Raw genomic sequence first — 23,262 nt, forward strand, 5'->3', positions numbered from 1 at the left:
TGGACCTGGGACCGGGGGGGCATGCTCGTGCCTCCCCGGTTCGTTGGCGGGGTGTGAGCGAGAAGAACCGTGAGGGAAAGCGCGCGGCCCGCGACCGGCTGGCGGAAGAGCGAGAGCGGCAGAAGTCGCGGGAGAAGCAGCGCAGGGTGTTGATCGTGAGCGCCGCCGTCGTCGGCGTGCTCGCGCTGGCCGCCGTGGCGGGCCTGCTCGCCTCCAACTCGGGAGACGACAAGGAAACGTCGGGTCCTGTCGCGATCCCGCAGGGGGCGAACGGCAAGGATCAGCTCGCGCTCCCCGTGGGCAAGGACAGCGCCAAGTCCGCCCTCACCATCTGGGAGGACTTCCGCTGCCCCGCCTGCAAGTCCTTCGAGGACGCGTACCGCACGACGATCCATGAGCTCACCGACAAGGGTCAGCTCAAGGTCGACTATCACCTGGCCACGCTCATCGACGGGAACATGGGCGGCAGCGGCTCGCTGCGCGCGGCCAACGCGGCGGCCTGCGCCCAGGACGCCGGGAAGTTCACCCCGTACCACGACGTGCTGTTCAAGAATCAGCCCGCGGAGACGGACGACGCCTTCGCCAAGAACAGCCGGCTGCTCGAGCTCGCGGGCCAGGTCGACGGGCTCGACACCGCCTCCTTCAAGAAGTGCGTCGAGGACGGCGAGCACGACAGCTGGGTCGAAAAGTCGAACAAGGCCTTCCAGGACGCGGGCCTGCAGGGCACGCCCACCGTGCTGCTCGACGGGAAGAACATCTTCGCGGACCAGAAGAATCCGCTGACCCCGGCGAAGCTGAAGGCCATGGTGGAGAAGGCGAACGCGGCATAGCTGACGCGGCGTAGTTATGGAGCCGTAGCCGGGCTGGTTGCCTTGGGCACCACCCGGCACGGTAGCGTCGGACCTGCCATGGACCTTGCCTTCATTCCCAGCCCGTCGCGCGGTGTGGTCGAACTCGGACCCATTCCGCTGCGCGGCTACGCGTTCTGCATCATCATCGGCGTCTTCGTCGCCGTCTGGCTCGGCAACAAGCGGTGGATCGCTCGCGGGGGCCGCCCAGGCACCGTGGCCGACATCTCCGTCTGGGCCGTGCCGTTCGGCCTCGTCGGCGGGCGTCTCTACCACGTGATCACGGACTACCAGCTGTACTTCAGCGAGGGCCGTGACTGGGTGGACGCCTTCAAGATCTGGGAGGGCGGCCTCGGTATCTGGGGCGCGATCGCGTTCGGCGCGGTCGGCGCCTGGATCGGCTGTCGCCGGCGCGGCATCCCGCTGCCCGCCTGGGCCGACGCGCTCGCCCCCGGCATCGCCTTCGCCCAGGCGATCGGCCGCTGGGGCAACTGGTTCAACCAGGAGCTGTACGGCAAGGCCACGGATCTGCCGTGGGCGCTGAAGATCACTTCGGCGGAGGACGGGCGGGTGCCGGGCACCTACCACCCGACGTTCCTCTACGAATCCCTCTGGTGCATCGGCGTCGGCTTCCTGGTCATCTGGGCCGACCGGCGCTTCAAGCTCGGGCACGGGCGGGCGTTCGCGCTGTACGTGGCGTCGTACTGCGCCGGGCGCGGCTGGATCGAGTACATGCGCGTCGATGACGCCCACCATGTCCTGGGCCTTCGCCTGAACGTCTGGACCGCCATCGCGGTGTTCGTCCTCGCGGTCGTCTACTTCGTCCTGTCGGCGAAGCTGCGGCCCGGCCGGGAGGAAGTGGTGGAACCGGCCGCCTCCGGCGAGGGGGAGCCGTCCGCCTCCGGCGAGGGGGAGCGGTCCGCCTCCGGCGAGGGGGAGCGGTCCGAGGGCGAGAGCGAAGCTGAGGCGGAGTTCGGGTCCGGGTCCGGGTCCGCCAAGAAGGGTTAGCCGCCCTTTTCGTACGTAGACGGGGCCGCCGGATCGTTTGATCCGGCGGCCCCTTCGCGTGGGCGGAGGGGCGGGGGCCTGGGATCACCGCTGCGCGCCGTCTGGGCTTCTCGCCGTTACGACAGACTTTCCCACCCACCCACCCGATTGCCCTGCGGCGGACTTTTCGCCACCCAGCCGATTGCTCTGCGACAGACTTTCCGTCACCGAGCCGATTGCTCTGCGGCAGACGCTCGCCACCCGCCCGATTGCTCTGCGGCGGACATGCCCGCCCAGCCATCCCGGGCAATCGGGTGGGTGGGTGGGAGAGGGGGAGGCCGGGCCAGGGGGTCAGAGGTGGCGGTGGGTGAGGGAGAGGGTGCGGCGGGCGCCCTCCACCACCGCCGCGTCGATGAACGTGCCGTCCGGCAGGGCCAGTGCTCCCGACTCCGTTGCCGCCGCCTTGAGGATCTGTTCGGCGTGGTCCACCTCCTCCGGGGTGGGGAGGTACGCCCGCTCGATCACCGGGAGCTGCCGGGGATGAATCGCCGCGCGGCCCAGGAAGCCGAGCCCGCGCCCGTGGGCGCAGGACGCGGCGAGCCCCGGCAGGTCGAGGATGTCCGGGTACACCGACTGCGCCGGCGGCGCGAGCCCCGCCGCCCGCGCGGCCACCACCACGCGGGCCCGCGCCCAGTCGAGGCCCGCGTCGTCCCGTACTCCCAGATCCGCGCGGAGATCCGCCTCGCCGATGGACAGGCCGTGCAGGGCCGGGTGCGCGGTGGCGATGGCGTACGCGTACTCAAGACCGACGGCCGATTCGAGCAGGGCGTGCAGGGCCGGGGCGCCGCCGTCCGCGGGGGCCGCCTGCTCGGCGACGCGGACGACGTCGGCGGCGCACGTCACCTTCGGCAGGCGAAGCCCGGAGACCCCGGGAAGGTGCGCGATCGCCCGGAGATCGGCCCCGGCGAGCGGGCCGTCCAGAGCGTTCACACGGACGTGCACCGGGACGGGCGGAGGCTCGGAGAGAAGGTCGGCCGTCGCCGATCGCGCGTACTCCTTGCGGTCGGGCCCGACCGCGTCCTCCAGGTCGACGATGACGACGTCGGCGCCCGCGAGCAGCGCCTTCGCCACCACGGACGGACGGTCGCCGGGGGCGTACAGCCAGGTCAGCGGGGTGTCTCTCACAGGGCGCCCGCCTTGCGCAGCTCGGTGATCTCCCCTTCGGACAGGCCGAGTTCCGTCAGGACCGCATCCGTGTCCGCGCCGTGCGGGCGGCCCGCCCAGCCGATGCCGCCCGGTGTCTCGGAGAGCCGGAAGAGGACGTTCTGCATGCGCAGGGGCCCCAGCTCCGGGTCGGGGACGGTGGTGACGGTGTTCAGAGCCTCGTACTGCGGGTCGGTCATGACGTCGCGTACGTCCTGGATCGGGGCGACCGCGGCCTCCGCCTTCTCGAACGCCTCGATCACCTCCGCACGGGTGTGGCGGGCGATCCAGCCGCCGACCGCCTCGTCGAGCACGTCCGCGTGGCCGGCCCGGTCCGCGCCGCTCGCGAACCAGGGCTCGGCGATCAGGTCGGGGCGGCCAACAAGGCGCAGCACGCGTTCCGCGATGGACTGCGCGGAGGTGGAGACGGCGACCCAACTCCCGTCCGCCGTGCGGTAGGTGTTGCGGGGCGCGTTGTTCGTCGAGCGGTTGCCCGTGCGGGGCTGTACGTGGCCCAGCTGGTCGTACCAGAGCGGCTGCGGGCCGAGGACCGTGAGGATCGGCTCGATGATCGCCATGTCGACGACCTGGCCACGGCCCGTGCGGTCGCGTGCCGCGAGCGCCGTCATCACCGCGTACGCCGTCGCAAGACCTGCGATCGAATCGGCGAGGCCGAAGGGCGGAAGGGTCGGCGGCCCGTCCGGTTCGCCGGTGACTGCGGCGAAACCGCTCATCGCCTCGGCGAGCGTGCCGAAACCGGGTCGGCGGGCGTACGGGCCGAACTGGCCGAAGCCCGTGACGCGGGTCAGGACCAGGCGGGGATTGGCCTCGCTCAGCTCCTCCCAGCCCAGGTCCCACTTCTCCAGGGTGCCGGGACGGAAGTTCTCGATGATCACGTCGGCGGTCGCGGCGAGCCGCAGGAGCGTGGCACGGCCGCCGGGTGTCGAGAGGTCGAGGGTCATGGTGCGCTTGTTGCGGCCCAGCAGTTTCCACCACAGGCCGACGCCGTCCTTCGACGGGCCGTGGCCGCGGGACGGGTCGGGGCGCGTGGGGTGCTCGACCTTGACGACCTCCGCGCCGAAGTCGCCGAGCATCGTCGCGGCGAGCGGTCCTGCGAAGAGGGTCGCGAGATCGAGAACGCGCAGACCCGTGAGGGGTGCCTGTGCTGTCATGACGCCGTTCCGTTCGCCTCGTTGTCGATCTCCGAGCGGTACGGCATGGACGCCGAGGCCCCGGGCCGCTGGACGGAGAGCGCCGCCGCCGTCGACGCCCACGCGAGTGCATCCGGCATCGAGCCGCCCTGGGTGAGTGCCACCGCGAGGGTGCCGACGAAGGTGTCGCCCGCGCCGGTCGTGTCCACGGCGGTGACGTGCGGGGCCTCCACGAGGACCGGCTCGGCGTCGCGGGCCGCGTACAGGCTGCCGCGCGCGCCCAGGGTGACGACGACCTCGGGGACCTGGTCGAGCAGCGCCTTGGCCGCCGCGTGCGGGTCGGTGATGCCGGTGAGGGTGGCCGCCTCGTGCTCGTTGGGCACCAACAGGTCGATGGCGGCGAGGAGTTCGGGTGGGATGGGGTATCCCCTGCTCGAACGTAGTTGAGAGCTTGGGGAAGGCTGTGCGGGAGCCGGGGTCAGGACGGTGCGTACGCCGTGCCTGCGGGCGGCCTGCGCCGCGGCGAGCACCCCTTCCACGGGGATCTCCAGCTGGAGGAGCAGGGTGTCGGCCGATGCGATCAGGCCCTCGTCGCCGGGGGCGAGCGCGGTGAGCGTGCCGTTGGCGCCTGGGATGACGACGATCGCGTTGCCGCCCTCGTCGTCGACCACGATGTGGGCCGTGCCGGTGGCCGCGGTGTCGACGGTGCGCAGCAGGTCGGTGTCGACGCCGGAGTGCTCCAGTGCGCTGCGGAGCTGGGTGCCGAAGGCGTCGGCGCCGACCGCGCCGATCATCGAGACGTTGTCGGCGCCGGCGCGGGCAGCGGCGACGGCCTGGTTGGCGCCCTTGCCGCCGGGGAGCGTGCGGAACTCCCGCCCGGTGACGGTCTCGCCGCGTTGCGGCGCCTTGGCCACGTACGCGATGAGGTCCATGTTCGTGCTGCCGAGCACGGCGATGTGGGTCATGGGTGGGGGGTCTCCTGGGTCGCGTGGACGAGTTCGGTGGTGAGGGCCGCGAGGGTGTCGAAACCGATGCCGTCGAAGCCGGTGACGGAGGTGGCGAGACGGTTCTCGAGCGGGGACGTCCAGCGGTCCGGGAGCGCGTCGGGGCGGCCGGCGAGCAGGCCCGCGATCGAACCCGCGGTGGCGCCGTTCGAGTCGGTGTCCCAGCCGCCGGAGACGGCGCGGGTGATGGAGCCGGTGAAGTCGCCTTCGGCGTGGGTGAGGGCGGCGGCGAGCAGGGCGGCGTTGGGGACGACGTGGACCCAGTGGTAGTGGCCGTAGGTGGTGTGGAGCTCGTCCACGATGTGGTCGAAGTGGCGCTGTTCTCGGGCCAGTTGGATGCCGTGGCGGACGGCTCGGGCGAGACGGGAGTCCTCGGGTACGACGGTGAGGCCGGTGCGCAGACAGTGGTGGACGTCGCCGGTGCCTGCCGCCGCCTCGGCGATGGTGGCCGCCGCGAACATCGCGCCGTACACGCCGTTGGCGGTGTGGGTGAGGGCCGCGTCGCGGTGGGCCTGTTCGGCGGCCTTCGCGGGGGCGCCGGGGTTGGTCCAGCCGTGGACGTCGGCGCGGATCAGGGCGCCGATCCACTCGCGGAAGGGGTTGTGGTGGGTGGCGGTGTGCGGGGGTTCGATGCCGTTGAGGAGGTTGCGGTAGGCGATGCGTTCGGCGGTGAAGGTGCGGGCCGCGGGGAGTTCGTCCAGCCAGAGCCGTGCCACGTCCGTGGTGGTGAAGGTCTTGCCGTGGCGTTGGAGGAGGCGGAGGTTGAGGAGGGGGTAGTTGAGGTCGTCGTCCTCGGGCATGCCGGTGATGTTTTCGGCGAGGGAGGTCTTTGCGGAGCGCTTGTTCCAGGGGTAGGCCTGTTTGAGGTCCTGGGGGACGCCTGCTGCTGTGAACCAGGTGTTCAGGGGCCAGTTGCCTGTTGCTTGGGCGAGGCTTCGGATGCCGGCGAGGGGGAGTTTCTCCACTGGTTTGCCCAGGAGGCAGCCTGCGGCTCTGCCGAGCCACGCCGCGTGTAGGCGGGGCCTGATGACGCCCTTGGGCTGCTTGGTCGGTGCTCGGAGGTTGGCGTTGTGCCCACCCTTCCCCAAGCTCTCGGCTTCGCTCGAGCAGGGGAGACCCCACTCGCCCTGCGGAACGCCTGCCCACAACTGAGGCGGGACGGTCAGCTCGGTCAATAGGTGTTCTGCCAGGGCTCGCAGGTGAGGGGAAGCCGGGGTTGGGGACGCGCCGGCTTGGGGTGGGGGGAGGGTGCCCCCCGCTGCCAGCCAGCGGGTTTGGATGGTGGTGGTGTCCCGGCCCTCCTCCTCCGCCTGGCGGAGTTCGTGGCCCAGGAGGTCCTCCGGCTGGACCCAGGTGAGGCGGATCATGTTGTTGCCGTCAGGGCCGTGTACGCCGACTCGTGGGCGCGGCGGCGGTGTACGTCCCGGGTGAAGATCTCCTGGGTGACCTCCGTCAGGGTGGTCGCGGGGGCCTGGAGGTCCAGGCGGCTGGCCTCCGCCACCGTCTTGGCCCACTCGGGCGGGGCGCCGGAGCCCAGTGCGCCCGCGATCGCGCCGCTCATCGTCGCGATGGAGTCGCAGTCCCGGCCGTAGTTGACCGAGCCGAGGACGGTGTGGCGGTAGTCGCCGTCGCCGATCAGGAGCATGGCGAGGGCGATGGGGAGTTCCTCGATGGAGTGGAGGCGGGATGGCCGGCGGGCGCCGAGGGACGGGTTGCGGTAGTCGGGGCCGACCGTGTCGAAGGGGGTGACCGCGGCTCGGAGGGGGACAAGCGCCGACTCGAACTCCCGGTACTGGGAGGCCACTTCGGCCGCCTCCTCGATCGCGGACCGGGTGCCGTCCTTCGCGAGGGAGAGGGCGGTGTCGATCACCGAGGTCGGTGTGGCGCCCGGTACGCACGCCGCCGCCACCGCCGCCGCGAAGACTCCGGCGGCCTCCCGTCCGTACGACGACTGGTGCGCGCCCGCGACGTCGAGCGCCTCGGCGTACGCGCCCGCCGGGTTGGCCGCGTTGATGAGGCCGACCGGTGCCATGTACATCGCGGCGCCGCAGTTCACGATGTTCCCGGTGCCCGCCTCGCGCGGGTCGACGTGGCCGTAGTGGATGCGGGCGACGAGCCACTTCTCGGCGAGGAAGATCCGCTGGAGGGGGAGGGCTTCGGCCTCGAGTTCCGGGATCCAGCGGGGGTTCGTCATGAGGTCGGGGACCAGGTGGTCGGCGACGGCGTAGGCGTCCAAATGGTCGCGGACGGCGGCGTACACGCGGATCAGCGCGTGGGTCATCAAGGTGTCGTCGGTGACGTGTCCGTCGCCCTTGTGGTACGGCGCGATGGGGCGCGCGGTGCGCCAGCGCTCGGCGTTCCAGGGGCCGACGATGCCGTGTACGCGGCCGCCGTGCCGTTCGAGGATCTGCTCGGGGGAGTAGCCCTCGACGGGGCCGCCCAGGGCGTCGCCGACGGCGGCGCCGACGAGGCAGGCGGTGACGCGTTCAGGGAGAGATGCCGCTGGTGGTTCCATTGCTTGCGTCATGTCGGGATTGTCCTCCTGGGGTGGTCGGTTCCGTGGCTGCCAGGTGCCCGGCGAGTTCCACCAGGTCGGTGCCGGCGAGGCGGGGGAGCGCGCAGCCGGAGAGGGTGCGGCAGGCGTCGCGCCAGGCCTCGGGGATGGCGGTCGCCGTGCCGAGCGCGCCGGTCAGTGCGCCGGCGAGGGCGGGTGCGGAGTCCGCGACGCGGGAGAGGCACGCGGCGGCGGGCACCGCGTCGCGGATCCGGCCGCGGGCGGCGGTGGTCAGGGCGAGGGCCACCGGGACGGTCTCGGCGGCGGCGATGCCGTAGCTGTAGACGTGGTCGACGATCTGGTGCTCCAGGAGGGGGACGATGCCGAACGCGCCGTCCCCCGCTGCCTGGGTGCGGGCGAGTTTGACGGCGTGCCAGGCGTTGCGGCCGATCTCGGTGTGCTCGGGGAGCAGGGCGAGGGCGGCGTCCACGGCGGCGTCGACGTCCGCGCCGCCGAGTGCCGCGGCGATCGCCGCGGCCATGGCGCGGGCGCCGTGCACGCCGTCGCCGTCTTGGGTGTAGCGGGCGTCGAACTCGGCGAGGGCGGCGGCCTGTTCGGGGTCGCCCGGGTGGACCAGGGCGAGGACGCAGGCGCGTACGCAGGCGGCGTCGTCGAAGAAGTGGGGGTTGTCGTGGCCGGTGGCGGGTGGGCGCAGGCCTGTGGCGAGGTTGCCGAGGCCTGCGCGGACGGAGATGCGGGCGCGGAGGGGGAGTACGGCGGACTCGACCTCGGGGGCGCGGGCCGCTGCGGCGGCGATTTCGCTGGCGAGGGCGGACCAGGCGAGGTCCAGGGCCGCGCGGACCCGGCGGTCCAGGGGCAGTTGGGGGTCGAGCGTTCCGTCCGTCGCGCGGAGCAGTGATTCGGCGGTGAAGGCGGCCCATTCGGCGTCGTCGGAGGGGCCGAGGCGGAGGGGTTCCGGGGGCTGGTTGAGTGCGATGGGGACGGGGAGGGTGGTCGTTGCGTTCTGCTCGGCGAAGGTGTCCAGCTCGCGGGTGAGCCTGCGGGTCCACTCGGGCATGCGGCTTGCCCGGTGGCGGGCGGCGGGCCAACCGGCGGCGTCGCCCGCCGCGAGGCCAAGGAGCAGCCCCTCGGTGCGACTTGCCCCGCTTTCCTGGACGCCCAGTTCATCGGCACCCGGCATCGAGGGCTGTGCCCACCCTTCCCCAAGCTCTCGACTTCGCTCGAGCAGGGGAGACCCCACTCGCCGTGCGGAACGCCTGCCCACAGCCGGGGCGGCCTGTCCTTCATCGGTGGGGGTCGCTGCGGGGTAAACGGGTGGGTGGGCGGGAGAGATCCGCCGCGAAGCGGCGGCTTTGTCGGGGGTCACCACGCCTCCCCGTCAGGGACCAGCAGCTCCGCCACGTCCAGTACGTGATGCCCCCGCATCGAAGGCAGACAGCTGCCCCGCGCGGGAGCGATCGCCGCCCCCCACGGCAGGGGAATCGCCGAAACCCCGCAGGACGCGCCGGCCAACGCGCCGGCCACCGCGGCAGTCGTATCCGCGTCCCGCCCCATGTTCACCGCGGTCAGCACCGCCCCCCGGAACCGGCCCGCCGCCGAGGCGTACGCGCCGAAGGCGAGGCCCACCGCCTCCGGAGCGAGGTCGGTCCAGGGGTAGCCCCCGATCACCACCGCGGAGCGCACCGCCCGCTCCCCCCGATGCGCCACCGCCACCGCCCGCCGCAGCGAGCGCGACGTCCAGCAGTCCTCCGGGATGACGGACAGCGCGGCGGCCACCACGGAGTCCACCGGTGCGCCGCCCATCGCCGCCGCGACCCCCGCCGCCACGGCCTGCCCGCCGTAGATGCCCTCGCCGTCATGGCTGACCGAGCCGTCGATCGCGACGAGGCGGGCCGCTTCGGCGGGCCGGCCCGCGGCGAAGACCCCGAAGGGCGCTGCCCGCATCGCCAGGCCGTCGCTCCAGGCGTGCCGGTGCTGGGCGGAGATGGGGGCGGCCAGACCCCGCCGCAGATTCTCCAGCGTGCCCCGCTCGCTGAACCCGGCCCCCCGAAAGGGCCCCTCGTCGAGATCCGCGATCCACTCGTGCCACGCCGCCTCGACATGCCCGACGGTCAGCGCCGAGCCGTGCCGGGCGAGCAGAAGGCCGGAGAAGATCGCGTACTCGGTGTCGTCCGTGCCCGCCGGCTGTTCGGCGACGTAACCGGTGATGCGGCCCCAACGGGCCCGGATCTCGGACGGTTTCATGTTCTCCGCGGGTGCGCCGAGCGCGTCGCCGACCGCCAGGCCGAGCAGCGCGCCGCGCGCCCGTTCACGGAGGTCGCCGGCGTCGCCGGGCGTCGGGACCGAGGGAACGCATGCGATGGATGCCATGCCGAGCCTCCCTGTAGCGCAGGTGGAGCGAGTACCGCTGGATGCGGTGCTTGGTTCATCCCTGCCACATGGGGTGCTCACACGAGCATCCCCGAGCTCAGATCACTCCTTCGCTCGCCTCTCCGAGGCCGTGGGCACCCCCTCCGCAGACCCGCGTTTTCGCAGGTAAGTACGGCCTTCCTTGCTGGCGGGAGTGATTTTTCCCGCGTAATTTAGATCTCGTCCAACTATTGAGGGGGTCCACACCATGGCGATCATCGAGACCGAAGCGACGCTGCACGAGGCGCACCGCGACAACCACACCCACCGTGATGTGAACGGTGGCTGGCTGCGCCCGGCCGTGTTCGGCGCGATGGACGGCCTGGTGTCCAACCTGGCGCTGATGACCGGTGTCGCGGGCGGCTCGGTCGCACAGCAGACGATCGTCATCACCGGCCTCGCGGGGCTCGCCGCGGGTGCCTTCTCCATGGCCGCGGGCGAGTACACCTCCGTCGCCTCACAGCGCGAGCTGGTGCAGGCCGAACTGGACGTGGAGCGCAGGGAGTTGCGCAAGCACCCGGCGGACGAGGAGAAGGAGCTCGCCGAGCTGTACGCGTCGCGCGGCGTCGAGCCGGGTCTGGCCCGCGAGGTCGCCCGGCAGCTGTCCAGGGATCCCGAGCAGGCCCTGGAGATCCATGCCCGCGAGGAGCTCGGCATCGACCCGGGCGATCTGCCCTCGCCTGTCGTCGCCGCGGTGTCGTCCTTCGGTGCCTTCGCGCTCGGCGCCCTGCTTCCCGTGCTGCCGTATCTGCTCGGCGCGACCTCGCTCTGGCCCGCCCTGCTGCTCGCGCTCATCGGGCTCTTCGCCTGCGGTGCCGTCGTTGCGAAGGTGACCGCGCGCTCCTGGTGGTTCAGCGGTCTGCGGCAGCTCGCGCTCGGCGGGGCGGCGGCGGGTGTGACGTACGCCCTGGGCAGCTTGTTCGGTACCGCCGTAGGATGAGTCGATGCAGCCCTATGCGGGGCCCTGCATAAGTAGTCGTTACTTGGCGGTTTCGATTCCTTAACCACCGGGCATGAGCCGTAAGCGCTGCGGGCAATGAGGCCTGTGTCGCTCTGGGCCTACGGTCATGGATCTGTCCGCATGGGCCCCTTCCCTGCCGCTCTCCACCTTTCCGAGCGGTGTCCACATGTTGGAATGAGCTATCCGCTTTTCGAGAAGCGTTCCATCATGTAACCTGCACGAAATTTTGCCTGGGCCAACGTCGTCCCTCGCTCTGCATATGCCACGACGACGACGGGAGAGCCCATGCGTACGCACGCCTGGTCGCCCATGGACGGTCGCCCCGCCCCTCAGGGCATGTACGACCCCCGTAACGAACGCGATGCCTGTGGTGTCGGGTTCGTGGCCACCCTCACCGGTGTAGCCAGCCATGAGCTGGTCGAACAGGCGCTGACCGTACTGCGCAATCTCGAACACCGTGGCGCCACCGGCTCCGAGCCGGACTCCGGTGACGGCGCGGGCATCCTGCTGCAGGTGCCGGACGCCTTCCTGCGCGAGGCCACCGACTTCGCGCTCCCCGAGGCCGGTGCGTACGCCGTCGGTATTGCCTTCCTGCCCGTCTCCGAAGCGGACGAGGCCGTCTCACAGATCGAGACGATCGCCTCCGAGGAGGGCCTGACCGTCCTCGGCTGGCGCGATGTTCCCGTCGCCCCCGAGCTGCTCGGTGCCACCGCCCGCTCGACGATGCCGGTCTTCCGGCAGATCTTCGTGGCCGACGGCGAGAGCACCGGCCTTGAGCTCGACCGCAAGGCGTTCGTGCTGCGCAAGCGCGCCGAGCGGGAGGCCGGGACGTACTTCCCCTCGCTCTCCGCCCGCACGATCGTCTACAAGGGCATGCTGACCACCGGCCAGCTGGAGCCGTTCTTCCCGGACCTGTCCGACCGCCGTTTCGCCTCGGCCGTCGCGCTCGTCCACTCCCGCTTCTCGACGAACACGTTCCCGAGCTGGCCGCTCGCCCACCCGTACCGCTTCGTCGCGCACAACGGCGAGATCAACACGGTCAAGGGCAACCGGAACTGGATGCGGGCCCGTGAGTCGCAGCTCGCCTCGGACTTGTTCGGCTCTGCCGACGGTAAGCACAGCGGTGCCGAGAAGCTCGATCGCGTCTTCCCGATCTGTACGCCGGACGCCTCCGACTCGGCGTCCTTCGACGAGGTGCTCGAACTGCTCCACCTCGGTGGGCGTTCGCTGCCGCACTCCGTCCTGATGATGATCCCCGAGGCGTGGGAGAACCACGGCTCGATGGACCCGGCACGGCGGGCCTTCTACCAGTACCACTCCACGATGATGGAGCCCTGGGACGGCCCGGCCTGCGTCACCTTCACCGACGGCACCCAGGTCGGCGCCGTGCTCGACCGCAACGGTCTGCGCCCGGGCCGCTACTGGGTCACCGACGACGGACTCGTCGTCCTCGGCTCCGAGGTCGGCGTCCTGGACATCGACCCGGCCAAGGTCGTCCGCAAGGGCCGTCTGCAGCCCGGCAAGATGTTCCTCGTCGACACCGCCGAGCACCGCATCGTCGAGGACGACGAGATCAAGGCGGGCCTCGCCGCGGAGGCCCCGTACCAGGAGTGGCTGGAAGCCGGCGAGATCGAGCTCTCCGACCTGCCCGAGCGCGAGCACATCGTGCACACGCACGCCTCCGTCACGCGCCGCCAGCAGACCTTCGGCTACACCGAGGAAGAGCTGCGCATCATCCTCGCGCCGATGGCCAAGACCGGCGGCGAGCCGCTCGGCTCCATGGGCACGGACACCCCGATCGCGGCACTCTCCGAGCGCCCGCGGCTGATCTTCGACTACTTCACGCAGCTGTTCGCGCAGGTCACGAACCCGCCGCTCGACGCCATCCGTGAAGAGCTGGTGACGTCGCTGCACTCCTCGCTCGGCCCGCAGGGCAACATCCTGGAGCCGACCGCCGCGACCTGCCGCAGCGTCACGCTGCCCTTCCCGGTGATCGACAACGACGAGCTGGCCAAGCTCATCCACATCAACGCCGACGGCGACATGCCCGGCATGAAGGCCGCGACCCTGTCCGGTCTCTACCGCGTCAGCGGCGGCGGCGATGCCCTCGCCGCCCGCATCGACGAGATCTGCTCCGAGGCCGATGCCGCCATCGAGGCCGGCGCCCGCCTGATCGTGCTCTCCGACCGGCACTCCGACGCCGAGCACGCGCCGATCCCCTCGCTCCTTCTCACCGCGGCCGTCCACCACCACCTCATCCGTACGAAGCAGCGCACCCAGGTGGGTCTGCTCGTCGAGGCGGGCGATGTGCGCGAGGTCCACCACGTGGCCCTCCTCATCGGCTACGGCGCCGCCGCGGTCAACCCGTACCTGGCGATGGAGTCCGTCGAGGACCTCGTCCGCGCGGGCACGTTCCTGCAGGCCGACGAGAATGGTGGGGCCGAGCAGGCCATCCGGAACCTGATCTACGCCCTCGGCAAGGGTGTACTGAAGGTCATGTCCAAGATGGGCATCTCCACCGTCGCCTCCTACCGCGGTGCCCAGGTCTTCGAGGCCGTCGGTCTCGAATCCGCCTTCGTGGAGCGGTACTTCAGCGGTACGACGACGAAGATCGGCGGCGCCGGTCTCGACGTCATCGCCAAGGAGGTCGCCGCCCGGCACGCCAAGGCCTACCCGGCGTCCGGCGTCCCCTCGGCGCACCGCGCGCTCGACATAGGCGGCGAGTACCAGTGGCGCCGCGAGGGCGAGCCGCACCTCTTCGACCCGGAGACGGTCTTCCGCCTGCAGCACTCCACGCGCAACCGCCGCTACGACATCTTCAAGAAGTACACGGACCGCGTGAACGAGCAGTCCGAGCGCCTGATGACGCTGCGCGGCCTGTTCAACCTGAAGTCGGACCGCCCCTCGATCTCCATCGACGAGGTCGAGCCGGCCTCCGAGATCGTCAAGCGGTTCTCGACCGGCGCCATGTCGTACGGCTCGATCTCCCGCGAGGCGCACGAGACCCTCGCCATCGCCATGAACCAGCTGGGCGGCAAGTCCAACACCGGTGAGGGCGGCGAGGACCCGGACCGTCTGTACGACCCGGCGCGACGCTCCTCCATCAAGCAGGTCGCCTCCGGCCGCTTCGGTGTGACGAGCGAGTACCTCGTCAACGCCGACGACATCCAGATCAAGATGGCCCAGGGCGCCAAGCCCGGCGAGGGCGGCCAGCTGCCAGGACACAAGGTGTACCCCTGGGTCGCCAAGACCCGGCACAGCACCCCCGGCGTGGGCCTCATCTCCCCGCCGCCGCACCACGACATCTACTCCATCGAGGACCTGGCCCAGCTGATCCACGACCTGAAGAACGCGAACCCGCAGGCGCGGATTCACGTGAAGCTGGTCTCCGAGGTCGGCGTCGGGACCGTGGCCGCGGGTGTGTCGAAGGCGCACGCGGACGTCGTCCTGATCTCCGGCCACGACGGCGGTACGGGCGCCTCGCCGCTGACTTCTCTGAAGCACGCGGGCGGTCCCTGGGAGCTGGGCCTCGCCGAGACCCAGCAGACCCTGCTGCTCAACGGCCTGCGCGACCGCATCGTCGTACAGACCGACGGCCAGCTGAAGACCGGCCGTGACGTCGTCATCGCCGCGCTGCTCGGCGCCGAGGAGTTCGGTTTCGCGACCGCGCCGCTCGTCGTCTCCGGCTGCGTCATGATGCGCGTCTGCCACCTGGACACCTGCCCGGTCGGCATCGCCACGCAGAACCCGGCGCTGCGCGAGCGGTTCTCCGGCAAGGCCGAGTACATCGTCAACTTCTTCGAGTTCATCGCCGAAGAGGTCCGCGAGATCCTCGCCGAGCTCGGCTTCCGCACCATCGAGGAGGCCGTCGGCCACGCCGAACTCCTCGACACCGAGCGGGCCGTGGACCACTGGAAGGCGCAGGGCCTCGACCTGGAGCCGCTCTTCCACGTGCCCGCGCTGCCCGACGGCGCGGTCCGCCACCAGATCACGGCCCAGGACCACGCCCTGGAGAAGGCACTCGACAACGAGCTCATCAAGCTCGCCGCCGACGCGCTCTCCGCCTCGAGCGCGACGGACGCACAGCCGGTCCGCGCTCAGGTCGCGATCCGCAACATCAACCGCACGGTCGGCACCATGCTCGGCCACGAGGTGACGAAGAAGTTCGGTGGCGCGGGCCTGCCCGACGACACCATCGACATCACCTTCACCGGCTCGGCAGGCCAGTCGTTCGGCGCGTTCGTGCCGCGCGGTGTGACCCTGCGCCTGGAGGGCGACGCCAACGACTACGTCGGCAAGGGCCTGTCCGGCGGCCGCATCGTGGTCCGCCCGGACCGCGGCGCCGACCACCTCGCCGAGTACTCGACGATCGCCGGCAACACCATCGCGTACGGCGCGACGGGCGGCGAGCTCTTCCTCCGTGGCCGCACCGGCGAGCGCTTCTGCGTCCGCAACTCCGGTGCGACGGTCGTGTCCGAGGGCGTGGGCGACCACGGCTGCGAGTACATGACCGGTGGCCACGCGGTGGTCCTCGGTGAGACGGGCCGTAACTTCGCGGCCGGCATGTCGGGCGGTATCGCGTACGTCATCGACCTCGACCGGGACAACGTCAACTCCGGGAACGTGGGTGCCGTAGAGACCCTGGACGACTCCGACAAGCAGTGGCTGCACGACGTCGTGCGCCGCCACGCGGAGGAGACGGGGTCGACGGTCGCCGAGAAGCTGCTCGCCGAGTGGTCCGTCTCGGTGGAGCGCTTCAGCAAGATCATCCCCAGCACGTACAAGGCAGTGCTCGCCGCCAAGGACGCCGCCGAGCGAGCCGGTCTCTCCGAGACCGAGATCACCGAGAAGATGATGGAGGCGGCGACCAATGGCTGATCCCAAGGGCTTTCTGAACCATGGCCGCGAGGTCGCGCAGACCCGCCCGGTCGGCGAGCGCGTCCAGGACTGGAACGAGGTCTACGTTCCGGGCTCCCTCCTCCCGATCATCTCCAAGCAGGCGTCGCGCTGCATGGACTGCGGCATCCCGTTCTGCCACAACGGCTGTCCGCTGGGGAACCTGATCCCGGAGTGGAACGACTACGCGTACCGCGAGGACTGGCAGGCCGCGTCCGAGCGGCTGCACGCCACGAACAACTTCCCGGAGTTCACGGGCCGTCTGTGCCCGGCGCCCTGTGAGTCGGCGTGTGTCCTCGGCATCAACCAGCCCGCAGTCACCATCAAGAACGTCGAAGTCTCGATCATCGACAAGGCGTGGGACACGGGCGATGTCGCGCCGCAGGCCCCGGAGCGGCTGAGCGGAAAGACGGTTGCGGTCATCGGGTCGGGCCCCGCCGGTCTCGCGGCCGCCCAGCAGCTGACGCGGGCCGGCCACACGGTCGCCGTCTACGAGCGCGCCGACCGCATCGGCGGCCTGCTCCGCTACGGCATCCCCGAGTTCAAGATGGAGAAGCGGCACATCAACCGCCGCATCGAGCAGATGCGCGCGGAGGGCACCAAGTTCCGTACGGGCGTGGAGATCGGCCGCGACCTCGACGCGGCGAAGCTGCGCAAGCGGTACGACGCCGTGGTCATCGCCGCGGGTGCCACGACCGCCCGCGACCTGCCCGTCCCCGGGCGTGAGCTCAAGGGCGTCTACCAGGCGATGGAGTACCTGCCCCTGGCCAACAAGGTCCAGGAGGGCGACTACGTCACCACGCCGGTCTCCGCCGAGGGCAAGCACGTCGTCGTGATCGGCGGCGGCGACACCGGCGCGGACTGCGTGGGCACGGCCCACCGCCAGGGCGCGGCTTCGGTCACGCAGCTGGAGATCATGCCCCGTCCGGGCGAGGAGCGTCCGGAGAACATGCCGTGGCCGACGTTCCCCATGCTCTACAAGGTCACCTCGGCGCACGAGGAGGGCGGCGAGCGGGTCTACTCCGTCTCGACCACGCACTTCGAGGGCGACGAGGACGGCAACGTCCAGTTCCTGCACCTCATCGAGGTCGAGTTCATCGACGGCAAGCTGACGCAGAAGCCGGGCACGGAGCGCAAGATCCCCGCCCAGCTGGTCACCCTCGCCATGGGCTTCACGGGCACGGACCGCGAGAACGGCCTGGTCGACCAGTTCGCCCTGGACCTCGACGAGCGCGGCAATGTCGCCCGCGACGGCGAGTACCAGACGAACGTGCCGGGTGTCTTCGTGGCCGGTGACGCGGGCCGCGGTCAGTCGCTCATCGTCTGGGCGATCGCCGAGGGCCGTTCCGCTGCGCGGGGCGTGGACCGATTCTTGACCGGGGCCAGCGATCTGCCGGCCCCGATCCGCCCGACGGACCGCTCCCTGATGGTCTAGTACGCCCCTATATACGTCCCGTACAACGGCGTACGGAACTGAGCGACGCCCGCCTTGTCCCCGACCGGACTTGGGCGGGCGTCGTGGCGTTTCAGACCGCCGCTTCGCGGCGACGATCGACTCCTGCGCAGGGAGGACACCGGGAACCGCCCCCGCCCGGCAGCACGCAAGACCCTCCGCAGCGCATGACGCAACGCAAATCACGTTTCGGCCCCGCTAGCCGAATGGGTCTAGACCGCGTCGAGAGCCTGCGACCACAATCGCTCCCACAAACGGATCGGCGCAGGACCAGGCACGAACCCATGAGGGGGCCGGCATGAAGCGACGGGTCATCGCGGCAGGTATCGCCATGACGCTCGGACTGACCGCGACGGCATGCGGCGGCGATGACGGGAGCGACAGCGGCGACAACGCCACCGACGGCAAGGGCAAGACTCTCACCGTATGGATCATGGAGGGGACCAACCCCGACGCCAGGCCCTTCTTCAAGGAGGCCGAGAAGGCCTTCCAGAAGAAGACCGGCGCCAAGATCCACGTCGAGTACCAGCAGTGGGCCACCGCGCAGAAGAAGTTCACCACCGCGATCGAAGGCGGCGAGGACCAGGTCCCGGATGTCGCCGAGGTCGGTACGACCTGGGTGCCGCAGTTCGCCGAGACCGGTGCGCTCGTGGACGTGACGGATGACGTGAAGGAGTCCGGGCTCAATGACGACCTCGTCGAAGGGCTCAAGGACGCCGGCACGCTCGACGGCAAGCAGTACGGCATGCCCTGGTACGCCGGTGTGCGCTCCATCGTCTACCGCAAGGACATCTTCGAGAAGCACAAGCTGAAGGCCCCGACCACCTGGAAGGAACTTCAGGCCGCCGCCAAGACGCTGAAGGAGAAGGAGCCGGGGATGATTCCCTTCCCGGTCGCGGGCGGCGCCGAGATGTTCGCCGCTCCCTTCATCTGGGGCGCCGGCGGTGAACTGGCCGCCGAGTCGGGCGGCAAGTGGAAGTCCGGGATCAACTCGCCGGAGGCCGTGAAGGGGATCGAGTTCTATACCGGGCTCGCCACCAAGGACAAGGTCTCTCCCGCCAAGGTCAACACCTGGACGGAGAAGGAGGTCGGCGACGCCTGGAACAAGGGGCAGATCTCCATGGCCGTCGGCGGCAACTGGACCCCCAAGGCGATCGTCGACGCGAACCCGGACCTCAAGGGCAAGCTCGCCGCCGTGCCGATCCCCGGCCAGACCGGCGGCATGAGCAAGTCCTTCCTGGGCGGCTCCTACCTGTCCACGTTCAACACGGACAAGAAGGACCTCGCCTGGGAGTTCGTGAAGATGCTGACCACGGGTGAGTTCGCCGCCAAGTGGGCCGCACAGACCAACTACTTCCCGGGCCAGAACTCCGAGCTGGAGAAGATCGAGGCGAAGAAGGACCCGCTCGTCGAGCCGTTCGCCAAGCAGATGCTGGAGGCCGGCGCGACCGTCCCCAAGACCAAGGCGTACGGCGAGATCCAGGCCTCGAAGGTCATCCCCGGCATGGTGCAGTCCATCCTCACCGGCAAGTCCTCCGTCCAGGAAGCGGCGGACAAGGCGGCCAAGGACATGGACGCGATCTTCGCCAAGGACAAGTAGGCGAGGGCGAGTCGGCACTGTGAAAGACACAGCACTGTGAAAGACACGTTTGTCGGCGACGGGCCGAAGGAAGGCAGCGCCAAGGCCCGTCGCCCCGCCCCCCGTCCCGAACACGAAGCGGCCCTCCGGAAGAAGAAGCTGGTCGGCCTCGCCCGGCCGTGGCTGCTCCTCGCGCCGTCCCTGCTGGTCCTCGCCGGTCTGCTGCTCTGGCCGCTGATCCAGGTCGGCAAGCTCTCGCTGCAGGACTACGCCGTCAAGTTCGGCGGCGGAGTGGGCACGTACGTCGGCTTCGAGCACTACTCCGACCTGCTGGGTAGTGAACTGCTGTGGCAGACGGTGCTGCCCAACACCGCGTTCTTCGCGATCGCCTGCGTCGGCCTCACCGTCGCCATCGGCACCCTCGTCGCGCTGCTGCTCAACCGCCTGGGTCCGGTGTGGCGGCTGATCTGCTCCATCGCGATCCTCGCCGCCTGGGCCATGCCCGCCGTCACGGGGACGTATGTGTGGATCTGGCTCTTCCAGCCGCAGGACGGCATGGTCAGCCAGATCGCCGGCTCGATGGGGCTCATCGATCCCGAGACCACCAACTGGTTCACCGAGCGCGGCCCGTTCTACGCCATCGCGACCCTCAACGTCGTCCACCACGGCTTCCCGTTCGTCGCCATCACCGTCCTCGCCGGACTGATGACGATCCCCAAGGAGCTCTACGAAGCAGGGGAGCTGGACGGCGCCAACGCCTGGCAGCGGTTCTGGAAGATCACCCTGCCGACGATCAAGCCGGTCTTCCTGGTGGTGACCATCCTCTCCACCATCTGGGACTTCAAGGTCTTCACCCAGATCTATCTGATGCCGGGCGGCGACGGCTCCAACGAGGAGGTCTACAACCTGGGCGTCTTCTCGTACATCGAGGCCTTCGCCAAGAACGACTACGGGACGGGCGCGGCAGCGGCCGTGCTGCTGACGCTTCTGCTCCTCGTCATCACGATCGTCTATATCCGTACGTTGTTCCGGCAGGGGGATGAGGATCTGTGAGCGCCCGTCGCACCACTCTCGCGGGGCGCATCGGGCTTCCGGTCGCGGTCGCCGCGCTCCTTGGCTTCACGCTCTTTCCCGTGTACTGGATGATCTCCACGGCACTCGATCCGAAGGCGATCACCCGCGGCTCGGACGTCCTGCCGAGCGGCCTCAGCTTCGAGCACTTCACCTTCGTGTTCGAGAAGGGCAACTTCGGTACGTACCTGCTGAACTCGGCGATCGTCGGGTTCGGCACGATCCTGGCGGCCGGAGTGCTCTCGTTGTTCGCCGCCGTCGCCGTGGCCCGCTTCAAGTTCCGCTTCCGCACCTCCGTACTGATCATGGTGTTGATCGTGCAGATGGTGCCGCTCGAGGCGCTCGTGATCCCGCTCTTCATCCAGATGCGCGATTACGAGATGCTCAACTCGCTGCTCGGTCTGACCATCGTGTACGTCGCGCTCTCGCTGCCCTTCGCGATCTGGACCCTGCGCGGGTTCGTCCAGACCGTGCCGAAGGAGGTCGAGGAGGCGGCTTATATCGACGGGGCGTCCTGGTGGCGGATGTTCCGGTCCGTGCTGCTTCCGCTGGTCGCGCCGGGTCTTGTCGCCACCTCGATCTTCGCCTTCATCACGGCGTGGAACGAGTTCGTCTTCGCGTACACCTTCATGAAGGGCAGCGACAAGTACACCGCAGCCGTGGGGATCTACCAGTTCTTCGGTGAGAACTCCACGGCCTGGGGTCCCGTCATGGCCAGCTCCACGCTGGTCACGCTGCCGGTGATGATCTTCTTCGTGATCGTGCACCGGAAGCTGGGGTCGGGCCTCGCGGCGGGAGCCGTCAAGGGCTGAGTCCGGTGGGGACGGCGTTCAGGGTTACGGGACCTTGAACGTCTCCCCGTACACCTTCCACTCCAGCGGAGTCTTCAGGTCCAGATTGCCGTCGTAGAGGAACTGCCGCTGGGCCGTCTCGACGCGGGTCGTGTCGCGGTGGGCCTTCTTCTCCTTCATCACCTTGGTGCGAATGTCGAGGAAGATGTCCAGGTACGCCTTCTCCTTGCCGCCCTGGGCCGGCGTGTTCGCCTCCTTCAGCGCCGCCTCGCGCAGGCCGTAGAAGCCGCGGGGGCCGGTGCCGGGGCCGTGCAGCACCATCGCGTCGTAGTAGATGAACTGGCCAAGGGTGCCGAGCCCGTCGAGCTTGGCCAGGCGCACCGCGGGGTCGAAGTAGACGCGGTCGCGCGTCCTGTCCTGGGCCCTCTGGAACGCGGGCTCGGCGGCCTCCGCCTTCCAGGCCTTGGTGAAGCCGGGGTCCAGACCCTCGTGCGAGTCGCTGCCGTCGACCTTGCGCAGGGCGGGCAGATAGCGGGCAAGGCCGTTGTCCGGGTGGTCCTTCGTGTACCGCTCGACGAGGGTGAGCAGGTCGTGCGTACCGGTGCAGAAGCCGATGATCCCGGCGGTGTAGCCGTTCCCGTCGTCTATGTCCTCGATGTAGCCGTACTGGCCGCGCCAGTTCAACGTCGAGTTCTCCGCGCTCGCCACGAGCTGCTGTGCCAGCTCCTTCTTGGCGGGTGCGGCCAGGCCCGGCGGCAGGCTCGCGATCAGCTTGTCGTCGGCCTTGCGCTCGGCCGCGGTCTTGTCCTCGTCGTACGGCCGCTGCGTGCCGGGCGCCTTTCCGCCGGCTCCGGCATCGGCGCTGTCCGAGTCGCCGCCCAGGAAGTAGACGGCGACCGTGGCGACCGGGGCGACGGCGAGAAGGAGGAGACCAGCACGTTTCATTCGGCCAAGATTACGTGCGCTTTTGCGGTAGCGCGTCTTCCGGATCCGACCCTATTGACTAATAGTCAATCGCGCGCCAGCCTCATGAGCCGGACCCGGTCGTGGGAGGCGATATGAGCAGCGAGGCACGGCAGCGGTTGAGCGGGGAGCTGCGGGACGAACCGGCGGAATCCTTCGGGCAGTTGACCTCCGAGCAGCTGGAGTCACTGGCCGACGCGCTGAGGCGGGAGCGGGAGAGCCGGGCGGCCGGTCTGGGCGAGGCCGCCGAGGAGGCGCTGAAACTGGTGCCGGCGCTGGCGCGAGGGCCCGTCCGCCGGATTCTCTTCCGATAGAGGAGTCAGCATGGACACATTGCGCGGCAGGGCCGAGGTCCTGAAGATCGCCCGCCTCCTGGACGTCGAGCCGGACGAGCTCGGCTTCCTCCAGGCGCTGCCCGTCGATGACGTACGCCGCTTCCGTACGCAGTGTGTGGCGGCGCTCTTCGACGGGACGCCGGAGATGCTCGATCGGATCGCGTCGGCGACCAAGCTGGTGCCCGCCGGGGTGGCGGCCGCCATATCGCAGAAGGCGCTGGGCCCGCGGCTCGCCGCCGGGGTCGCCGGGCGCCTCGAACCGACGCGGGCCGCCGACATCATCGAGAAGCTGCCGGTGGCCTTCACCGCGGAGTCGTGCGGACACCTGGACCCGCGCCGGATCCAGGGGATCGTCGACCGGCTCGACGAGGGTCTCGTCGTACGCATCGCGGTGGCACTGGCCGAGCGGGGCGACCACCTGACGATGGGGCGGTTCGTCGGCCATCTGCGGGACTCCGCGCTGCGGCGGATCCTGCCGCAGGTGGACGACGCGGCGGTACTGCGGACGGGCTTCCTGATCGATGTGCCGGAGCGGCTCGGCGGGATCATCGAGCTGATGGGCGCGGAACGGCTCGCGTCGGTCATCGCCTCGGCGTCCGGGGAGGGGCTGTGGCCGGAGGCGCTCGCCGTGGCCGGGATGGTGACGGGGGAGCAGCGGGGCCGCATCGCCTCGCTCGCCGCGGGGCGCCCGCAGCCGGAGCTCGACTCCCTGGTCGCGACCGTGGCCGAGCAAGACCTCTGGGAGTCGCTCCTTCCGCTGGTCGCGCTGCTGGGGGAGGAGGAGCGGCGGGCGGTCGCGGTGCTGCCGTCCCTGCGGGACGCGGGGGTCCTTGCCGGGGTCGTCCGGGCGGTGGTGGCCACCGGTCTGTGGGCGGAGTTCCTGCCGCTGGTGGACGCCCTACCGGAGGAGTCCCGCAAGGTCGTCGCCGACGCCGCCGGGGCGCTGCCCGCGACCGACCTGGACGCGCTTGCCCTGGAGGTCGACAAACAGGACCTGTGGGAACTGGTCATGCCTCTGGTCGAGTTGATGGACGACGAGGCCAAGACACGGATCTTCGAGCTGCCGGCGTTCCAGGAGCAGGCGGGGTGAGCGGGG

General features: G+C 70.1%; 18 protein-coding genes. 10 read left to right on the top strand and 8 right to left on the bottom strand.

All coding sequences use genetic code 11. The features are described 5' to 3' along the window. The first annotated feature begins 53 nt into the window (after positions 1–53). Entirely contained in the window at positions 54–830 is a 777-nt protein-coding gene (locus AB0G47_RS02765; RefSeq protein WP_360763339.1) for a thioredoxin domain-containing protein, read from the top strand. Positions 831–908: 78 nt separating this feature from the next. Beyond that, positions 909–1,856 (top strand): prolipoprotein diacylglyceryl transferase, encoded by a 948-nt coding sequence (gene lgt / locus AB0G47_RS02770; RefSeq protein WP_360763341.1) that lies wholly within the window; start codon positions 909–911, stop codon positions 1,854–1,856. Between the two features lie 330 nt (positions 1,857–2,186). On the opposite strand, the gene AB0G47_RS02775 is transcribed toward lgt, so the two are convergent. From AB0G47_RS02775 to AB0G47_RS02805, 7 genes are all read right to left on the bottom strand, one after another. Further along, positions 2,187–3,020, bottom strand: a complete 834-nt coding sequence (locus AB0G47_RS02775) for a CoA ester lyase (protein WP_360763344.1) — start codon at positions 3,018–3,020, stop codon at positions 2,187–2,189. Further along, positions 3,017–4,210: a CoA transferase gene (locus AB0G47_RS02780; protein ID WP_360763346.1), complete on the bottom strand. Its 1,194-nt coding sequence runs from the start codon at positions 4,208–4,210 to the stop codon at positions 3,017–3,019. Before AB0G47_RS02780 ends, AB0G47_RS02775 begins: the two co-directional genes overlap by 4 nt. Continuing rightward, positions 4,207–5,154: a ribokinase gene (gene rbsK, locus AB0G47_RS02785; RefSeq protein ID WP_360763348.1), complete on the bottom strand. Its 948-nt coding sequence runs from the start codon at positions 5,152–5,154 to the stop codon at positions 4,207–4,209. Before rbsK ends, AB0G47_RS02780 begins: the two co-directional genes overlap by 4 nt. Continuing rightward, on the bottom strand, positions 5,151–6,560 hold the full coding sequence (locus AB0G47_RS02790; RefSeq protein ID WP_360763349.1) for an ADP-ribosylglycohydrolase family protein: 1,410 nt from the start codon (positions 6,558–6,560) through the stop codon (positions 5,151–5,153). Before AB0G47_RS02790 ends, rbsK begins: the two co-directional genes overlap by 4 nt. Continuing rightward, complete coding sequence (locus AB0G47_RS02795) at positions 6,557–7,720, bottom strand: ADP-ribosylglycohydrolase family protein (protein WP_360763352.1); 1,164 nt, start codon at positions 7,718–7,720, stop codon at positions 6,557–6,559. Before AB0G47_RS02795 ends, AB0G47_RS02790 begins: the two co-directional genes overlap by 4 nt. After that, positions 7,680–8,888, bottom strand: coding sequence for an ADP-ribosylglycohydrolase family protein (locus tag AB0G47_RS02800; protein WP_360763353.1), 1,209 nt, complete (start codon positions 8,886–8,888; stop codon positions 7,680–7,682). The genes AB0G47_RS02795 and AB0G47_RS02800 overlap by 41 nt, the downstream gene beginning before the upstream one ends. A gap of 182 nt (positions 8,889–9,070) precedes the next feature. Beyond that, positions 9,071–10,078: an ADP-ribosylglycohydrolase family protein gene (locus AB0G47_RS02805; protein ID WP_266868077.1), complete on the bottom strand. Its 1,008-nt coding sequence runs from the start codon at positions 10,076–10,078 to the stop codon at positions 9,071–9,073. Between the two features lie 247 nt (positions 10,079–10,325). Between AB0G47_RS02805 and AB0G47_RS02810 the strand changes: the two genes are divergently transcribed. The 6 genes from AB0G47_RS02810 (at position 10,326) to AB0G47_RS02835 (ending at position 20,889) form a co-directional block, all read left to right on the top strand. Beyond that, entirely contained in the window at positions 10,326–11,057 is a 732-nt protein-coding gene (locus AB0G47_RS02810) for a VIT1/CCC1 transporter family protein (RefSeq protein WP_360763355.1), read from the top strand. Positions 11,058–11,363: 306 nt separating this feature from the next. Continuing rightward, the gene (gene gltB, locus AB0G47_RS02815) at positions 11,364–15,956 is read left to right on the top strand and encodes a glutamate synthase large subunit (RefSeq protein ID WP_360763357.1); all 4,593 of its coding nucleotides are present in this window, start codon (positions 11,364–11,366) and stop codon (positions 15,954–15,956) included. Next, on the top strand, positions 15,949–17,409 hold the full coding sequence (locus tag AB0G47_RS02820; protein WP_360763359.1) for a glutamate synthase subunit beta: 1,461 nt from the start codon (positions 15,949–15,951) through the stop codon (positions 17,407–17,409). Before gltB ends, AB0G47_RS02820 begins: the two co-directional genes overlap by 8 nt. Positions 17,410–17,725: 316 nt before the next feature. Further along, positions 17,726–19,027, top strand: coding sequence for a sugar ABC transporter substrate-binding protein (locus AB0G47_RS02825; RefSeq protein ID WP_360763361.1), 1,302 nt, complete (start codon positions 17,726–17,728; stop codon positions 19,025–19,027). A gap of 36 nt (positions 19,028–19,063) precedes the next feature. Further along, a complete protein-coding gene (locus AB0G47_RS02830; protein WP_360763363.1) occupies positions 19,064–20,059 on the top strand; it encodes a sugar ABC transporter permease in 996 nt (331 codons plus the stop codon). Beyond that, a complete protein-coding gene (locus tag AB0G47_RS02835) occupies positions 20,056–20,889 on the top strand; it encodes a carbohydrate ABC transporter permease (RefSeq protein ID WP_360763365.1) in 834 nt (277 codons plus the stop codon). The genes AB0G47_RS02830 and AB0G47_RS02835 overlap by 4 nt, the downstream gene beginning before the upstream one ends. A gap of 24 nt (positions 20,890–20,913) precedes the next feature. On the opposite strand, the gene AB0G47_RS02840 is transcribed toward AB0G47_RS02835, so the two are convergent. After that, positions 20,914–21,813 (bottom strand): chitosanase, encoded by a 900-nt coding sequence (locus tag AB0G47_RS02840; RefSeq protein ID WP_360763367.1) that lies wholly within the window; start codon positions 21,811–21,813, stop codon positions 20,914–20,916. 113 nt (positions 21,814–21,926) lie between these two features. Between AB0G47_RS02840 and AB0G47_RS02845 the strand changes: the two genes are divergently transcribed. After that, positions 21,927–22,145 (top strand): hypothetical protein, encoded by a 219-nt coding sequence (locus AB0G47_RS02845; RefSeq protein ID WP_360763369.1) that lies wholly within the window; start codon positions 21,927–21,929, stop codon positions 22,143–22,145. A 10-nt stretch (positions 22,146–22,155) separates the two neighbouring features. Beyond that, positions 22,156–23,256: a hypothetical protein gene (locus AB0G47_RS02850; RefSeq protein WP_360763371.1), complete on the top strand. Its 1,101-nt coding sequence runs from the start codon at positions 22,156–22,158 to the stop codon at positions 23,254–23,256. Positions 23,257–23,262: the final 6 nt, after the last annotated feature.

The sequence above is a fragment of the Streptomyces sp. NPDC021622 genome (assembly GCF_040640795.1).
GTDB lineage: Bacteria > Actinomycetota > Actinomycetes > Streptomycetales > Streptomycetaceae > Streptomyces.

Coding starts and splice junctions, on each gene's coding strand:
- AB0G47_RS02790 (WP_360763349.1), bottom strand. CDS start 6,560: ATGATCCGCCTCACCTGGGTCCAGCCGGAGGACCTCCTGGGCCACGAA.
- AB0G47_RS02800 (WP_360763353.1), bottom strand. CDS start 8,888: ATGCCGGGTGCCGATGAACTGGGCGTCCAGGAAAGCGGGGCAAGTCGC.
- AB0G47_RS02820 (WP_360763359.1), top strand. CDS start 15,949: ATGGCTGATCCCAAGGGCTTTCTGAACCATGGCCGCGAGGTCGCGCAG.
- gltB (WP_360763357.1), top strand. CDS start 11,364: ATGCGTACGCACGCCTGGTCGCCCATGGACGGTCGCCCCGCCCCTCAG.
- AB0G47_RS02805 (WP_266868077.1), bottom strand. CDS start 10,078: ATGGCATCCATCGCATGCGTTCCCTCGGTCCCGACGCCCGGCGACGCC.
- AB0G47_RS02780 (WP_360763346.1), bottom strand. CDS start 4,210: ATGACAGCACAGGCACCCCTCACGGGTCTGCGCGTTCTCGATCTCGCG.
- rbsK (WP_360763348.1), bottom strand. CDS start 5,154: ATGACCCACATCGCCGTGCTCGGCAGCACGAACATGGACCTCATCGCG.
- lgt (WP_360763341.1), top strand. CDS start 909: ATGGACCTTGCCTTCATTCCCAGCCCGTCGCGCGGTGTGGTCGAACTC.
- AB0G47_RS02810 (WP_360763355.1), top strand. CDS start 10,326: ATGGCGATCATCGAGACCGAAGCGACGCTGCACGAGGCGCACCGCGAC.
- AB0G47_RS02795 (WP_360763352.1), bottom strand. CDS start 7,720: ATGACGCAAGCAATGGAACCACCAGCGGCATCTCTCCCTGAACGCGTC.
- AB0G47_RS02850 (WP_360763371.1), top strand. CDS start 22,156: ATGGACACATTGCGCGGCAGGGCCGAGGTCCTGAAGATCGCCCGCCTC.
- AB0G47_RS02845 (WP_360763369.1), top strand. CDS start 21,927: ATGAGCAGCGAGGCACGGCAGCGGTTGAGCGGGGAGCTGCGGGACGAA.
- AB0G47_RS02840 (WP_360763367.1), bottom strand. CDS start 21,813: ATGAAACGTGCTGGTCTCCTCCTTCTCGCCGTCGCCCCGGTCGCCACG.
- AB0G47_RS02825 (WP_360763361.1), top strand. CDS start 17,726: ATGAAGCGACGGGTCATCGCGGCAGGTATCGCCATGACGCTCGGACTG.